Origin of the sequence: Kribbella monticola, from assembly GCF_003261635.1 — a bacterium.
GTDB classification, from domain to species: Bacteria; Actinomycetota; Actinomycetes; order Propionibacteriales; family Kribbellaceae; genus Kribbella; species Kribbella monticola.
Window position 1 is genome coordinate 165,727 of record NZ_QFXK01000004.1, and the last position, 15,312, is coordinate 181,038.

The window sequence follows — 15,312 nt, forward strand, 5'->3', positions numbered from 1 at the left end:
TCGCCCACCCACAAGCACCTCTTGCTAACAGTGCGTAGCCGACCGCCCGGGAATTCTCGCAGGTCTGGATCAGGCGGGTTTCAGGGCGAGGCCGTCGGGGGTGAGATACACCGGCATCGGGTCGCTGATGGCGCCGATGAAGCCGTCTGGGCCTTCGTTGTGGAAGGCAAGCATCACCCAGGCGCCGTCGACGTCGCGCACCAGGCGTCCGACGTACAGGGAATCGTCGGTCAGCGGGGTCGCCTTGCTGATGTCGAAGTGGCCGGTCGCGCTGTCGGCGGTCAGAGACCAGACGCCTCCGCTGCCCGATGTCGTCTTCTTCGCGGCCGAGAGCTCGTTTCGCAGGCAGTTGAACAGCAGGACGATCTGTCCCTCGACTACCTCGACCTGGAACACCTCGAGATGCCCGAAGCCCGCGCCCGGCTCGCTCAACGGCGGTTGAACTTCCCAGTGCAGCAGGTCGCGCGATCGCGCATGACCCACGACACCGCGATCGTCGACCGGCCCATGGTTCGCCCGGCCGGTGATCAACATGTGCCACCCGTCACCGCCGGGATCCTCGAAGACCCACGGATCCCGCCAGGCCTCGTCGAACCACGCCGAGCCGTCATACTTCTCGTACCAGCGCGGATCCGCCGCCACGATCGGATTGCCCTCGTACTTCTCCCACGTGAAGAGATCACGAGACCTGGCCACCCCGATGCTCTGGATCAACACCCCGTCGCGCTCACTCGCACCGGTGTAGAACATGTGCCACGTACCGTCAGGCCCCTGTACTACGGACCCGGTCCAGGTCGCCGCGTCGTCAAAGGCCGGCCGATCCCCGTGGACAAGGGCATCCGCCACCCGCGTCCAACTCCGCAAGTCGTCCGAGACGGCGTGCCCGATGGACGCCCGGCCGTGGCGCCGGCCCGGGTCGTGCAGGGCACGCGAGGCGTACAGGAAGAAGAGGTGGTACCGGTCGCCGTCGCGAGCGAACCAGAAGTCCCACACCCACGAGTCGGGCAGTTCGAGCATCAGCCCTTCACCCCCGCCGAGGCGATGCTGCCGATGAAGGCGCGCTGGAACGCGACGAACAGGACGAGTACCGGCACGGTGATCATCGAGGCGTAGGCCATGATCTGCCCCCAGGAGACGTTGAGCTGGAAGAAGTACTGGATGCCGACCATCACCGGTCGTAGGTCCTCGCTCTGCACCACCATCAGCGGCCACAGGTAAGAGTTCCAGGCGGGCAGGAAGGTCAGGATGGCGACGGTCGCGATCGCGGGGCCGGACAGCGGCATCACCACCCGGCGGTAGATGCCGAACCAGCCGGCGCCGTCCATCCGCGCGGCTTCGTCGAGCTCGACCGGAATGCTGCTGAAGTACTGGAAGAACAGGTAGATCGAGAACGCGTTGGCCACGAACGGCAGGATCTGCACGTGGTACGTGTCCAGCCATCCCGAGGTCAGGGTGAGGTGGAACCCGTGCACCTCCAACCAGGGCAGCTTGTTGACCCACCACACCAACGGCAGCGCGAAGGTCTCGAACGGCACGATCAACGTCGCGATGATGGCAGCCAGTACTACGCGCCGCCCGCGCCACCGCATCCGGGCCAGCGCGAACGCCGCCATACTGTTGATCAAGATGCCCAAGGCAACCGTCACCAGCGAGATGCCGACCGAGTTGAGCAGCAGCCGCTCAGCCGGCACCCGGTCGAAGACGCCGCGGTAGTTGTCCAGCGAGATGTCGCCGACCGGCAGGATCGCCTTGAGCGAGGTCAGATCGGCGAAGATCTGCGCGTCCGGTTTGAACGACGAGATCAGCATGAACACGATCGGGAACGCGAAGAAGATCACCAGCACCGATCGCCCCAACTGCAGAGGCAGTACGCGTTTCATGTCAGGCCTTCTCTCTGGTCAGGAAGCGCTGGACCCCCGAGACAGTCAGCACGAGGACGAAGAACACCAGCGAAACCGCCGCCGCATAGCCGGTGGACTGCTGTTCGTACCCAGCCCGGACCGCCATGAAGACCACCGTGGTCGTCCGGTCGAGCGGCCCGCCCTGGGTCATCACGCTGATTTGGGTGAACAGGCTCAGCGCCCCGATCGTGATGGTGATCAGAATGAAGGTCCGCGTCGCCCGCAGACTCGGCCAGGTGACGTGGGTGAACGTCTTCCACGCCGACGCGCCGTCGAGGGACGCGGCCTCGTACAGGTCGCGCGGGATGGTCTGCAGGCCCGCCAGCCAGATGATCATGTGGAACCCGACGGCCTGCCAGACCGACATGAACATGATCGCCGGCATCGCCGTGGTCGGATTGTTCAGCCAGTCGGTCCCGTGCGAGTGCCCGAAGGTGACCGCCGAGATGATCTGGTTCAGCAACCCGTCCGGCTGGTAGATGAACCGCCACAGCAGGGAGATCACCACCATCGACGTGACCACGGGAGCGAAGTACACGGTCCGGAAGAAGTTCGTACCGCGGACTTTCGCGTTGGCCAGCAGCGCCAGGACCAGCGCGAGTCCAGCCTGGACGGGGACGACGACCACCGCGAAGTACGCCGTGTTGCGCAGCGATGCCCAGAAGAAGCTGTCGCCGAAGAGCCTGATGAAGTTGTCCGCGCCGACGAAGTGCGGCGGTCTCGGCGAGATCAACCGGGCGTTGGTGAAGGCCAGCCCGAAGGCGAGCGCAACGGGTACGAGGAAGAAGACGGCCAGCAGGATGACGGCAGGCGACGCCATCGCGGCGCCGATCAGCGTCTCGCGCGACCGGGCGTTCGCCGTACGGACCTGTCGTGGAATCGCTTGTTCGGCGACTCGTCGGGGAGCTGTGGTGGCGGACATGTCAGTACGCGTAGTTGCCGTTGGACTTGATGTTGCTGTCGATGTCGGCGGCTGCCTTGTCGAGGATCTTCTGCGGGTCTCCACCGGCCAAGATGTCCGAGACGGCCTTCTGGAACGTCGAGGAGATGAACGGGTACGCCGGCGTGACCGGTCGCACCTCGGCGTACTTCTGCGACAGTTCGAGGAAGATCCGGTACTTGCCGCCCGGTGCGTACGCCGGTACCTGCGCCGCCGCGTCGGTGTTCGCCGGGATCAGGCCGAGCGCCTTCGCGTAGTCGACGTAGTACTCCGGCTTGGCCGAGAACTTGAGGTATTCCAGTGCGCCGTCCTTGGCCGCGCACGCCGACGACATGCCCCACTGCCAGGACGCGCCACCGATCTTCGGGCCCTTGCCGAAGTCCGGCGGCGGCAGGAAGACGACGTCGGCGCCGTACTTCTTGGTGACCGTGTCCGCGGCCCAACTGCCGTTCCACATGATCGCGCTCTTGCCGTTGACGAAGTCGACAGCCGAGTCCTTGCCGGACTTCTGCTGGGCATAGCCCTTGGTGATCATGCTGCGGAACCAGGTCGCCCACTTGAGGGCGTCCGGCCCGTTGAGGACACCCTTCGCCGTCTGGTAGCCGTCGCGGTTCACCAGGTCACCGCCAAAGCTCTGCAACATCGGCGAGTAGGCGTACGGAATCCACTCGCCGGTCCCTGCCGTGCCGAGGTCGAGCGGGTACGTGTACTTCCCGCCCGCCTTGATCTTCCCCACCGCGGCGTCGAACTCCTCGCCCGTCCACGGCTTGTCGATCGTCGGGATCCTGATGCCGTACTGCGTCAGGACGGACTTGCGAGCGGTCAGGTTCATCGCGACGTCGTAGTGACCGAAGGAGTAGATCTTGTTGTCCACCTTGCCGAGCGTGCTCGGCAGCTGCTTGTCGAAGAATCCCCTGGGCACGTCGAGCGGCTGGAGGTAGCCGGCCCAGGCCCAGTTCGGCACGTTCGGGCCGTCGATGTCCATCACGCAGGGCAGCTTCTTCGCGGCCGCGGCTGCGGTGACCGCATCGTTGTAGGCGGCCTGCGGGAAGGACTGGAGCTTCACCTTGTACTTGCTCTGGCTTGCGTTGAACGCATCGACCACCTTCTTGTTGACCGCCAGCTCGACGGGGTTGCCGCCGTTGTGCGTCCAGAGTTCGAGGGTGGTCACACCGCCTTCGGTGGTCGAACCGCTGCTCGACGATCCTGACGAGCAAGCCTGCAGCCCGACGGCAGCGGCACAAACCAGGGCTACTGCGCCGATACTCCGCTTGGTGATTTGTTGCATGGTCTTTCCCCTTCGTTTTCGGGCAGGCCGAAGCAAGGCATCGTCTGCCGGTACTGCGTGTCTGTGGCAGCGGTGGGCGTCGATGGCCCCGCTGTTAGGTGGTGATCAGGCGGGTCGGTCTACCGACTTGCGGACCACCAGCGGACAGTCCAGAGCCGCGTGCTCCGCACCATCGCTTTCTCGTCCCTCGATTCGTGCGATCAGGGCATCAACGGCCCAGGCGCCCATCTCGTAGTGAGGCAGCGCGACTGTGGTCAGCCCGGGTCGGAGTCCATCGGCGATGAGCTCCTGGTTGTCGAACCCCACCACCGAAAGATCCTGGGGTATGCGCAGACCGAGCTCGGCCGCGGCGTGATAGACACCCATGGCCATCCGGTCGTTGAAGCAGAAAACCGCCGTCGGCCTGTTAGTTGCTTTTAGCAACTGTTGTGCAGCCTGAAACCCACCTTCGGTGTCCGACCTGCCGGCCACTACCAGCCGCGGGTCGAACGTCAGGCCGGCCGCCTGCAAAGCCTGCTGGTATCCCTTGAGCCGGCCGTGCGTGGCAGGGATGTCGTCGATGTTGTTGAGATAGCCGATCCTGGTATGCCCGTGGCGGATCAGCTCCTCGGTAGCCGTCCTTCCGCCGGCGACCTCGTCAGGCACGACCGAAGGCACAGCGTGGTCCGAAGAACGCGCGTCGAGCAGGACGGTTGGTACGTCGCCCACCGCCTCCGGGATCTCGACCTCTTGGTGGTACATCGTCGCGTAGAGAAAGCCGTCGACCTGCCGCTGCCGAAGCGCCCGGATCTCGGCCGCCTCGAACTCGCTGTCCGAGCCGGTGTTGACCAGCATCAACAACCACCCGGCCTTCGACGCGGCCTCCTGAGCGCCAAGGATCATCCGCCCGGCGTACGGCGTCGTCGCGATCTCATCACTAACCAAGGCCAGCATCTGCGACCGCTGAAGCCGCAGATTCCGCGCCATACTGCTCGGCGCATAACCCAACTCAGCCGCAGACTCGCGAACCCGATCCCGCGTGCTCTCGGTGATCCGCTTCCCAGGCGTGTCGTTGAGGACATGCGACACCGTCGTTACCGACACCCCGGCGTGCGCCGCCACATCCTTGATCGACACCTTGGCCTGCGACATCTCTTTGCCCAATCGTTTTTCCAACTGTTGAGGACTACAGTCGCCGCCTCTCTGCGGGCTGTCAAGATGTCGTGCCAAATCGTTTTTCCAGATCTCTTGGCGCCTGGCCCTGCCGCAGCGGCTGTTCATGGTGTTTCCTCATGACGAGGGAGACAGCCATGACACAGAACGGCCGCTCGGCAGGCTCGCGGCGCCCGGCGACGATCGTCGCTGCCGCCGTACTGATCACGGCGTTCTCCGCGGTACTGGCCGGACTCGCCGTCGTGTTTCTCAGAGGCCCGTCGACCTCCAGCCAGCCCGCGCTCCCGCTGCCGGCATCCAGTACTCCGGCCACCACGCCCACCTCGACACCCGGCGTCCCAGTATCGACTCCGCCCGCGTCTGTCTCGGCCACGCCTTTTCGATACCAGCCACTGTGGCCCTTCACCTCGACAGCCGCAGCCGCCGCCTGGCAACGCACCTACCGCGAAGGCGGACAGCAGCCGTGGCACCTCGACGCGGAACAGACCGCCCTCTCCTTCACCACCGACTTCCTAGGCTTCACCGAGATCAACAAGGTCGTATCGAGCACGGTCCAGAAAAACGACGCCCGCATCGCCGTAGGACATGCCGAAGGCGTCGCCGCAGTACTCCACCTGACCCGCATCGGCCAGGGCTCCGACGCCCCCTGGGAAGTCGTCGGAACCATCGACACCACCCTCTCCCTCGACCACCCCCGCTACGGCGCCACCGTGACCTCCCCCATAACCGCAAGCGGCCTCATCACCGGCGTCGACGAATCCATCCGCCTAGAAGTCAGACAACCATCCACCCCCCACCCCCTCGGCGGATTCTGCTGCCTCCCCACCGGCGGCTCCGCCCACCCCTGGTCAACTCAAGTCACCTTCAAAGACGCCACCGACCCGGCCCTAACCCTCATCGCCTCCACCGGCGGCCACCTCCACTCCCCCGAACGCTTCGCCATCACCGCCATCCGCTCTAGCCGATAGCCGTCACCCTTCGACAGGCCTGCCGCCGGAACGTCCCGGCCTCCACTAACGTCTGTTGCCTAAAGCATCCGTCAGCCACAGGAGGCTCGCATGAGCAACGGTTCGGTGATCGCCGCAGTACTCGGCTACGACGACGTCGAGCAGATCAAAGCAGACCAAGAGAACGCAGCTTTCCGCCTCGCCTACCTCCTCGACCTACCGGCCCGCACACCGGAGTCCCTCATGGTCTTCGCCAAGATCCTGTACCTCGTCAGCGAAGAAGCCGTCGTACCGTCCGTCCGCAACATCCCAGACCTCGTCGACGAAACCGGCCGAATCGCCGGCAAGGCCGCACCTCTCGACGAGAACCTCCGCCTAGCAGCAGCCCGCGGCTTCGGCGTCGACAACGACCCCGATTCAGTAGCGGCCGTCTACAAGGTCTGCGACCGAGCAGTCCGCTTCCTCTTCAAAGCCATCACCATCTCCCGCGGCGAAACCGACCAGCCTACTGCCTGATCAGGCCGTCGCACGCTCAGTCACCTCCAACCAGCATCAACACCTGTCACCCACCCCACAGCCGCCCGCGATTCCGCACCTGTGGATAACTCACGAACCAGCCACTCCCGGCGCTCTATCCTGATCAACGTCCGACCAGAAAGGGTTGCCATGGACCACCCGGAAACAGAGCACCTACTCCCCAACGGAGACCGCGTCTGGGTCATCAAAACCTCCGAGGCAGCACGCCTCCTGCCCAATGTGCTGGAACTCTTCCGCTCCGGCAAGCCCGAACCAATGGTCTTCGGCGACGCCGGCCAGCCAGAAGCCGTCGTCATCCCGTGGCAGATGTGGCAGCGCCTCGAAGCCCTCGCTGCAGACGAAGACAGAGGCTTCGAACACCTCTATGAGACAGCGCGCGAACGCCTGGCCAACCCGCAGCCCTCCATCCCGATCGAGGAGGTGGCTGCGGAGCTCGGCTGGGATCTCGACGAGAAGATCGACGACTCCGATCTCGGGAAGCCACTGTGACCAGTTACCGACTACTGGTGGCGCCCGAGGTCAGACGACAACTGGCCGAACTGGGCCGCGCCGCGCAAAGCCAACCCCGAGGATTGCGCGATCGTGAATACCGCGCGTTGCGACTCGGCTTGCAAGCGTTGGCCAACGGGCAGGAAGCAGCTTTCGGAGGCAAGCGCCTGGGCTTCTCGGCCAAACACCACGACCTCCGCGACTGCGCGGAGATCAAGCTGCCGGTCGTCCAGGAGACCCGGAAGAATCAGGATCTCGGCCGCTCACACCGCCTGATCTACCGGGAGTTCGAGCCCGAGGACGGCGGTCCGCCGTACCGTCAGGTGATCTCATTCGAGCATCGAGGCGACGACCGCCCTTTTGAAGTCGCCGGCCAACGTCTCGGCCGCGAAATAGGATCCAGACACCAGGCGCTCGATGCTGTCTCAAACCTGCGTCCTCAGTTCGGCCCCCGAGAATCAAGCGAAGCCGCACCGATCCGCCGGCCACTCCCACCGGACATCCGAGCGGCCCTCGCCGCCGCTTCCGACGTTGCCCCTGCTCGCGGAGCCGTCAACCCACCCGGCACGGCCACCTCCCCACGAGCCCCCACCGGTCGGCACTCCCCCACAAGACCCGAGCCCGACCGCCAGCACAACGACGGGTAGGCAGGATTCCGTACTACGAACGCTCGCCGCCACCGCGTGCTGGTCCACAGACCATCAACTGCTGCGCAGCTTCAACGATCTGTGCCCAGGGCAACGGACGTCGATCTCCCTCGGAGCGGGGCTCGTGAAGGGCCCAGATGTCATTGCCGTACAGGAGTTGGACACCGGTACTCCGCAGTACCTCAAGGTGCGCTCGGCACGCAGGATGACGCGCGTGCGCAGCGTTCACTCGCGGGAACACGAGCATGGGAATCGTGTTGACGCTTTCGCAGAGGGCAGACAGCGCCTGGTTGTCGCCGATGCCGAGTGCCAGCTTGGCAACCGTGTTCGCCGACGCCGGCCCAACGACGTACGCATCAGCCCTCGGATGCGACCGCTCCTCACCAGGAAGCCGCGGCTCCGACCGCACCGGGAGCCCGGTCACCGCCTCGAGCTTGCCGATCTCACCAATGTCTTCCAACCATCGAGCAGCCGGCGTCACAGCGACCGTATGCCCCAAAGCGACGAGCGGTTCAACCAAGCCGGAGCGCAAGTGCTCGACGCCGCCCGCCCCACTCGCAACGACGCCGACCACCTTGCACTCACTCACCCGCGTGCTCCCAGTCTTCGTACGGATCAGCCGGTTTGCTCGACCAAGCTCTCCCGGAGTCGCCGGGCCAGTCCCTTCGGCGCCATGATGCAGTAGCTCTCGGCAAGCAGTTCGGCTACCTCATCCCAGTCGGTCTCGTCCTCGTCGAGCACGATCCCCACGACATCGTGGCCCCACTGTGCTTTGAAGAACGGGTGCCCCACAGTGGTCAGCGCGGCAAGCTCAGGCCCCGCCGCACGAAACGTCATCACGGTCACCGGTCCGTCATCGCCGACCGCCTCGGCGTACGACGCCGGAACCCCCGACACGATCGTCAGCACGTGCGCAAACGTCCTCTTCCGGATCCGCCACCGCGTCCCCACCCACGCATCCTCTTCATACGCATCCGGGAACCCTTCGCAGATCTCCCCCAACCGCTCCACGATCCCCACCGGCGCGTCCCTGGTCTCAGCCACCCTGACCTCCTCACCCACCCGACGCTAACGCCACCCTCCGACAGTTTCCGCAGCCGCGCCAAGTCTCGCCCAGGCAGTCAGTCAACCGACGCCGCCGCCCGGTGGAAGCGATCCCCCAGCATCCGAAGGGCATTCGCCAACTCGGGAGCATCCAGTACTACGAAGTCGACGCCCAGCATCCCGATCCAGAGCGCGAGCTGCTGCGGATCGTCCGAGCCGACCGTGATGAGACAGGTGTCGTCGTCGATCGGCTCAGGCGTGATCGGCACCGGCATCCTGGCGATCACGTACTCCGCCGACGCGTGCACCCGAATCCACGCGGAGTAGCGCCAAACCGCCGTACCGACTCTCGACCGCACATAGTCAGCCACATCCTCGAACGGCAACTCCCTCGGCGCGAACCGCGGCCCCGTCGGCGTACGAGGTTTCATCCGATCCACCCGAAACGTCCGCCAGTCGTCGCGATCGTTGTCCCAGGCAACCAGGTACCATCGCCGTCCCCAGGTGACCAGCCGATGCGGTTCCGTAGTACGGACGCTCTCCTCACTCGCGCGACTCGAGTAGCCGAACCGCAGTCGCTCGTGCGCGCGAATCGCAGCCGCAACCGCAGTCAACACCTCGCCGTCGACGGTTGGCCCGGAGCCCGGTACTGCGACAACGGCGGACTGCATCGCGTTCACCCGGTGTCGCAGTCGTGAGGGCAGCACCTGCTCGAGCTTCACGAGCGCCCCGACCGAGGCTTCCTCGATGCCCGCAACGCTCCCGCCGGCCGCAGTACGGAGTCCAACCGCAACAGCCACCGCCTCGTCGTCATCGAGCAACAACGGCGGCAGCGCAGCGCCCGCACCTAGCCGATAACCGCCGGCGACGCCCGGCTGAGCGTGGACCGGATACCCGAGTGTCCGCAGCCGCTCGATGTCGGTCCGGAGCGTCCTGGTCGAGATCCCGAGTCGCTCGGCGAGCTCAGGCCCGGCCCAGTCGCGCTGCTTCTGGAGGAGCGAGAGGAGTCTCAGGAGTCGCGCGGAGGTTTCCAGCATTTCTCGATCTTCTCAGCAATCGCGGAAGGAAGTCTTCCGCAATAGTTTCTAGCGTTGGAGCCATGAACACTTCAGCGATTCGCCCCTTCCGCATCGAGATCCCGCAGACCGACCTGGACGACCTCCGGTCCCGGCTGGCCCACACCCGCTGGCCGGAGCCGGCGCCGACGGAGGCGGCCGACTTCAGCCGCGGCGTACCGCTGTCCTATCTCCGCGAGCTGGCCCAATATTGGGGCAACGATTTCGACTGGCGCGCCCAAGAGGCCCGGCTCAACTCGTACCCTCAGTTCCTCACCGAGATCGACGGCCAGACGATCCACTTCCTCCACGTACCCTCCCCCGTACCTTCCGCGACGCCGCTGCTCATGACCCATGGCTACCCCGGATCGTTCGTGGAGTTCCTCGAACTGATCAACCCGCTCACCAACCCGGTCGCCCACGGCGGCTCAACAGCCGACGCCTTCCACCTCGTCATCCCTTCCATCACAGGCTTCGGCTTCTCGACACCGGTCTCGTCTCCCGGCTGGGAGGTCGCCCGTACTACGGAAGCCTTCGCCGTCCTCATGGACCGCCTCGGCTACACCCGCTATGGCGCCCACGGCGGCGACGTCGGCGCCGGCATCACCGGCCGACTCGCCGCGTTGTATCCCGACCGCGTCATCGGCACCCTCGTCAACAGCGACCGAGGCTCACTCGGCCTGGCCGGCGAACAGTTCCCCATCCCCGACCACCTCACCGAGGACGAACTCGCCGTCGTCAACGCCGAACGCGAGTCCTGGAAGGCCGAACGCGGCTACCTGGACCTCCAGTCCCACCGCCCCGAAACCATCGCCGCAGCCCTCACCGCCTCCCCCGTCGCCCAACTGGCCTGGATCACCGACAAGTTCCAAACCTGGACCAACCCCGCCGCCCTCACCCCCGACCAGGCAGTCCCCCGCGACCAACTCCTGACCAACATCACCCTCTACTGGTTCACCCGCACAGGCGCCACCTCCGCCCGCTTCCTCTGGGAAGCAGCCCACTCCGGCCTCTCCTGGCTAGCCCCCTCCACCGTCCCCGCAGGCTGGTCCATCTTCAACACCACCCCAGTCCTCCGCCGCTTCATGGACCCCACCCACCAATCCCCCTTCTGGTCCGACCACAAGGAAGGCGGCCACTTCGCCGCCATGGAAGCCCCAGCCTTGTTGGTCGACGACCTCCGCACGTTCTTCAAAACCCTGCAGCCTGGCGCCTGAACCCGTCATCGCCACCTCAGCCCGACCGCAGCGCCGGTCGGACTGAGGTGCTTCAGACACGCTCAGGGTGTGAGGTCCAGAGATTGTCGGGGCAATCTGGCAGGCTCTCCGCGAGGTGGTGACTGGATGAAGCCTGGAATCTATGACGCGCTCGTAACCAACGGTCTGGTTGACGTTCTTGATCAGACAGACGGACTCACGTCTCTGGTAGAAGATATTGACGATGCGGACCAGCCTGAGGTGCTTGCGCGCCACGTTCGGGACGCCGTACTGCGAACGCTCGGTGCAACCCGCGACCAAGGAGAACGGGTAGCGCTTGTCAATGATTTGCTCAGCCGTCTGCCAGCAGAGAACGACCTCCTGCCTGACGCGAAACCACAGCAGCTACTCGCGCTCTATCCTCCGGCTGGGCCTGGTGTTCATCGGCCAGGCGGTCTCCGTCCAAGCACTCCGCTATCGGACGCGGCCCTCCTGACAAATGCTCACGGCGAACCGGCACTCGGCTCCGAACTACGCGCCGAGATCGACACCTCCGATGAAGTCGACCTGCTCTGCGCTTTCGTCAAGTGGTACGGACTGCGGCTCCTCGAGCCCGAATTGTCGCGCCTGCGACAACGTGACGCTCCGCTCCGGGTGATCACCACGACCTACCTCGGAGCCACTGATCGCCACGCGCTCGACCGCCTTGTGACTGACTTCGGCGCCGAGGTGAAGATCCAGTACGACGTACTCCGCACGCGCCTGCACGCAAAGGCCTGGCTCTTTCGCCGCAACACGGGCTTCGATACTGCGTACGTCGGATCGTCCAACCTCTCGCGGGCAGCGCTTCTTGATGGGGTCGAGTGGAATGTTCGGCTCTCTCGGATCGCAACGCCGAGCCTTCTCAAGAAGTTCGCCGCGACGTTCGATACGTACTGGAATGATTCGACCTTCGAGACCTACAACCCGGAGCACGACCGCGACCGCCTTGACGACGCTCTAGCCGAGGCCGGCAACCGCAAAACGACCGACCGCGTGACGATCTCACTCGCCGGCCTAGAGGTACGACCGCGGCCTTACCAAGCCGAGATGCTCGAGACAATCGCTGTCGAGCGCGAAGTCCACGACCGCCATCGGAATCTCGTGGTGGCGGCAACAGGAACCGGCAAGACCGTCATTGCTGCGCTCGACTATCGGCGCCTCCGAGACGCCGCGATGGCCCGCGGAGAGCAAGCACCATCTCTCCTCTTCATCGCTCATCGCCGCGAGATCCTGCAGCAGTCGCTGCGCACCTATCGCGAGGTACTCAACGATGCAAACTTTGGCGAGGAGTACTTCTCAGGCGCGCGGCCAGAGCGGTGGAACCATGTCTTCGCCTCTGTACAGGCCTTGACGAATTACGACATCACCACCATGCCTGCAGAGTCCTTCGACATCCTGGTCGTCGATGAGTTCCATCACGCCGCAGCTCGGACCTATCGAAAGCTGCTTGGTCACCTTCAACCCCGAGAACTCCTGGGACTGACGGCTACACCGGAACGTACCGACGGTTTCGATCTACAGTCCTATTTTGGTGGAAGGACCGCAGTCGAGCTTCGTCTCTGGGATGCCCTCTCGGATGATCTCCTGTGCCCATTCCATTACTTCGGCATCGCGGACGGCACAAGCCTCGCCGATGTGCAGTGGAAGCGGGGAAGATATGACGAGGTACAGCTAGAAGGCTTGTACACCGGTAACGCCAGGCGTGCCGCCATCGTCTTACGCGAACTCAGGGACAAGCTCACTGATGTACGCAAGATGCGCGCACTCGGTTTCTGCGTATCAGTCGCCCACGCCGAGTACATGGCCAAGGTCTTCAACGACGCGGGCATCCCCGCTCTCGCGGTCTCCGGTCGGTCGCTAACTGTCGAGCGCGATCAGGCTCTTCGCGATCTGAAGGATCGTCGAGTAAACGCCCTCTTCGCGGCTGACTTGTTCAACGAAGGCCTCGACCTACCCGAAGTCGACACCGTCCTCTTCCTACGCCCCACCGAGAGCCCAACTGTTTTCCTCCAGCAACTTGGTCGCGGACTACGCCAAGCGACAGGAAAGCCCGTCCTCACGGCACTCGATTTCGTAGGCCATCAACGCAAGGAGTTTCGCTTCGACAAGCGTTTCAGAGCCCTCACCGGCCAAACGCGCAAGGGACTCCAACGGCAGGTGGAGAAGGGGTTCCCGCTTCTTCCGTCGGGCTGTCAGATCGTTTTGGACAAAGTCACGCAAGCAGCCGTGCTACAGAATCTGCGCGACCAACTGACCGGGAGCAAGCGCGAGATCGTTGCGGAGTTGCGTGCCCATCCACACCAGAACCTGCCGACGTTCCTGCATGAGTCCGGTATCGAGCTCAGTGATGTTCTGCGGGACAAGCGCAGCTGGACCAGCCTTCGCCGAGAGGCCGGCATACCGACTCCAAGCGGCGGAGATCACGAAGCCGCCTTGCTTCGACGAGTACGTGCCCTCGCCCATGTCGACGATCCCATCCGCATGCAGGCTTATCGAGCCCTTCTAGCGGACAAGGCGCCGTCCTATGAAGATTTGGACGCTGACCAACAACTGCACGCGCAAATGCTGTTCTTCTCACTCTGGCCAAATGGTGGCGGCTTCGACTCGTTCGGAGCGGGGCTTGCCGCGCTCAGAGCTGAACACGCCCTCCGTGATGAACTGCTCCAGGTCATCGACATCACGATGGATCGCGCCCGCCATCGGACGCTTCAACTGACCGGAAAGCTCGCCAGCGTGCCTCTTCGCATTCATGCAAGCTACCAGCGCGAGGAGATCCTGACCGCACTTCGCTACGCAGACTTGGAACGCCATCGACCGAGCACCTTCCAACAGGGCGTCGTGTACTCACCGGAGATCGATACCGATGCGTTCCTAGTGACACTTCAGAAGTCTGAGGCGGACTACTCGCCAACCACCATGTATCGCGACTACGCAATCAGCCCGACCCTGTTCCATTGGGAGACACAGAGCGCCACCTCAGTGACCTCCAAGACAGGCCAGCGCTACATTGACCACCGCCAACGCGGATCCAACATCTTGATCTTCGCTCGGGCTCACCTCGAAACTGAGATGGGCACCTCGCCATATGTCTTCCTCGGTCCAGCCGCCTACGTCAACCACACCGGCGATCGGCCGATTGCTATCACCTGGCGCTTGCAAGTCCCGATGCCCACCGATCTTTTCCAGGTCGCGTCAGTCGTCGCATGACAGCCAGCTAGATCGACTGCTGGTTCGATCACGCAATTCGAGTGGTCGCCGGCCGAGCAGGCAGATCCTCAGTCGTCTTCATCGCCGACGAGCTGATGCGATGACCTCGTCGATTGATTCGGCGACGATGGTGGGGGCTTCGGTTGGGATGTTGTGGCCGCTCTGGCGGGCGACCTTAAGGCTGGCGCCTAGGTCGGCTGCCAGTGATTGCTGGTGGTGCTGCCATCGGTCGTCGAGTTCGGCGAGCGTAAAGGGTTGCCAGGGCGTGAGGTCTGTGAGGTCGAGCCAGTGGCGGACTCGGCTGGTGATGACGACACTCGGTCGGTCGAGGGTGCGTCTGCTGCGCCTGATCTTGTCCGCGCTGGCAACCACGTCGTATGACAAGTGATCCTCCCGGCCGCCGTCGGCTACAAAGAGGACCGGTTCGTCGGTTCAGGTGGATGTCACTTGTATCGACAAGAACCAAGCCGGCGACATTCTCTGGCCATCGGTCGGCGAAGAGTAGGGCGACCAGGCCACCGAGCGAGTGGCCGACCAGGACAAACGGTCCCGCGAGGTCCGCGGTCGCGAGTAGCCGGCCCAATTCCTCTGAGGCAGCGCTCAGTGGGGGCGTCCCTGAGTCGGCCGGGGTCTCGCTGTCGCCAATTCCTGCGCGGTCGTAGATCAGGAGCGTTGTCGGGGACTTCAGCGCGGCGATGACTGCGTCCCAGGAGCCTCTGCCGGCGCCCGCACCGGAGATGAAGACGACCGTCGGGGTTCCCTCCCCCGCGATCTCAGCTGCGAGCGTGTACCCGCCGACATCGAACATTGTGGTCGCCATGGCGACGAGCCTAGGGCGACGACACGTAGTACGGCGTCAGGACCTCG

General features: G+C 64.4%; 15 protein-coding genes and 1 pseudogene. 6 read left to right on the forward strand and 10 right to left on the reverse strand.

The features are described from left to right. Positions 1 to 69: 69 nt before the first annotated feature. The 5 genes from DIZ26_RS03145 to DIZ26_RS03165 form a co-directional block, all read right to left on the reverse strand. A complete protein-coding gene (locus DIZ26_RS03145) occupies positions 70 to 1,017 on the reverse strand; it encodes a glycoside hydrolase family protein (RefSeq protein ID WP_112237478.1) in 948 nt (315 codons plus the stop codon). Next, on the reverse strand, positions 1,017 to 1,880 hold the full coding sequence (locus DIZ26_RS03150) for a carbohydrate ABC transporter permease (RefSeq protein ID WP_112237480.1): 864 nt from the start codon (positions 1,878 to 1,880) through the stop codon (positions 1,017 to 1,019). The genes DIZ26_RS03145 and DIZ26_RS03150 overlap by 1 nt, the downstream gene beginning before the upstream one ends. Position 1,881: 1 nt before the next feature. Then, positions 1,882 to 2,823, reverse strand: a complete 942-nt coding sequence (locus DIZ26_RS03155; protein ID WP_112237482.1) for a carbohydrate ABC transporter permease — start codon at positions 2,821 to 2,823, stop codon at positions 1,882 to 1,884. A 1-nt stretch (position 2,824) separates the two neighbouring features. Beyond that, entirely contained in the window at positions 2,825 to 4,129 is a 1,305-nt protein-coding gene (locus DIZ26_RS03160) for an extracellular solute-binding protein (RefSeq protein ID WP_112237484.1), read from the reverse strand. A gap of 105 nt (positions 4,130 to 4,234) precedes the next feature. Then, on the reverse strand, positions 4,235 to 5,389 hold the full coding sequence (locus DIZ26_RS03165; protein ID WP_198675862.1) for a LacI family DNA-binding transcriptional regulator: 1,155 nt from the start codon (positions 5,387 to 5,389) through the stop codon (positions 4,235 to 4,237). A 29-nt stretch (positions 5,390 to 5,418) separates the two neighbouring features. On the opposite strand from DIZ26_RS03165, the gene DIZ26_RS03170 reads away from it, so the two are divergent. The 4 genes from DIZ26_RS03170 (at position 5,419) to DIZ26_RS37325 (ending at position 7,901) form a co-directional block, all read left to right on the forward strand. Further along, a complete protein-coding gene (locus DIZ26_RS03170; protein WP_198675863.1) occupies positions 5,419 to 6,249 on the forward strand; it encodes a hypothetical protein in 831 nt (276 codons plus the stop codon). A gap of 90 nt (positions 6,250 to 6,339) precedes the next feature. After that, entirely contained in the window at positions 6,340 to 6,744 is a 405-nt protein-coding gene (locus DIZ26_RS03175; RefSeq protein WP_112237488.1) for a hypothetical protein, read from the forward strand. 150 nt (positions 6,745 to 6,894) lie between these two features. Further along, entirely contained in the window at positions 6,895 to 7,254 is a 360-nt protein-coding gene (locus DIZ26_RS03180; RefSeq protein WP_112237490.1) for a hypothetical protein, read from the forward strand. 17 nt (positions 7,255 to 7,271) lie between these two features. Then, entirely contained in the window at positions 7,272 to 7,901 is a 630-nt protein-coding gene (locus DIZ26_RS37325; RefSeq protein WP_198675864.1) for a hypothetical protein, read from the forward strand. Positions 7,902 to 7,914: 13 nt separating this feature from the next. Here the strand turns inward: DIZ26_RS37325 and DIZ26_RS03185 are convergent, their stop codons facing one another. From DIZ26_RS03185 to DIZ26_RS03195, 3 genes are all read right to left on the reverse strand, one after another. Next, complete coding sequence (locus tag DIZ26_RS03185) at positions 7,915 to 8,490, reverse strand: flavoprotein (RefSeq protein ID WP_112237492.1); 576 nt, start codon at positions 8,488 to 8,490, stop codon at positions 7,915 to 7,917. A 26-nt stretch (positions 8,491 to 8,516) separates the two neighbouring features. After that, a complete protein-coding gene (locus DIZ26_RS03190) occupies positions 8,517 to 8,945 on the reverse strand; it encodes an MmcQ/YjbR family DNA-binding protein (RefSeq protein WP_112237494.1) in 429 nt (142 codons plus the stop codon). A gap of 77 nt (positions 8,946 to 9,022) precedes the next feature. Further along, the gene (locus DIZ26_RS03195; RefSeq protein ID WP_112237496.1) at positions 9,023 to 9,982 is read right to left on the reverse strand and encodes a helix-turn-helix transcriptional regulator; all 960 of its coding nucleotides are present in this window, start codon (positions 9,980 to 9,982) and stop codon (positions 9,023 to 9,025) included. Between the two features lie 62 nt (positions 9,983 to 10,044). Between DIZ26_RS03195 and DIZ26_RS03200 the strand changes: the two genes are divergently transcribed. Continuing rightward, a complete protein-coding gene (locus tag DIZ26_RS03200) occupies positions 10,045 to 11,217 on the forward strand; it encodes an epoxide hydrolase family protein (protein WP_112237498.1) in 1,173 nt (390 codons plus the stop codon). A gap of 126 nt (positions 11,218 to 11,343) precedes the next feature. Beyond that, on the forward strand, positions 11,344 to 14,445 hold the full coding sequence (locus tag DIZ26_RS03205) for a DUF3427 domain-containing protein (protein WP_112237499.1): 3,102 nt from the start codon (positions 11,344 to 11,346) through the stop codon (positions 14,443 to 14,445). Positions 14,446 to 14,523: 78 nt separating this feature from the next. On the opposite strand, the gene DIZ26_RS38125 is transcribed toward DIZ26_RS03205, so the two are convergent. Both DIZ26_RS38125 and DIZ26_RS38730 read right to left on the reverse strand, forming a co-directional pair. After that, positions 14,524 to 14,829: a hypothetical protein gene (locus DIZ26_RS38125; protein ID WP_232828116.1), complete on the reverse strand. Its 306-nt coding sequence runs from the start codon at positions 14,827 to 14,829 to the stop codon at positions 14,524 to 14,526. Between the two features lie 58 nt (positions 14,830 to 14,887). Continuing rightward, positions 14,888 to 15,265: pseudogene (locus DIZ26_RS38730) on the reverse strand (alpha/beta fold hydrolase); the annotation flags it as partial. Positions 15,266 to 15,312 lie beyond the last annotated feature (47 nt).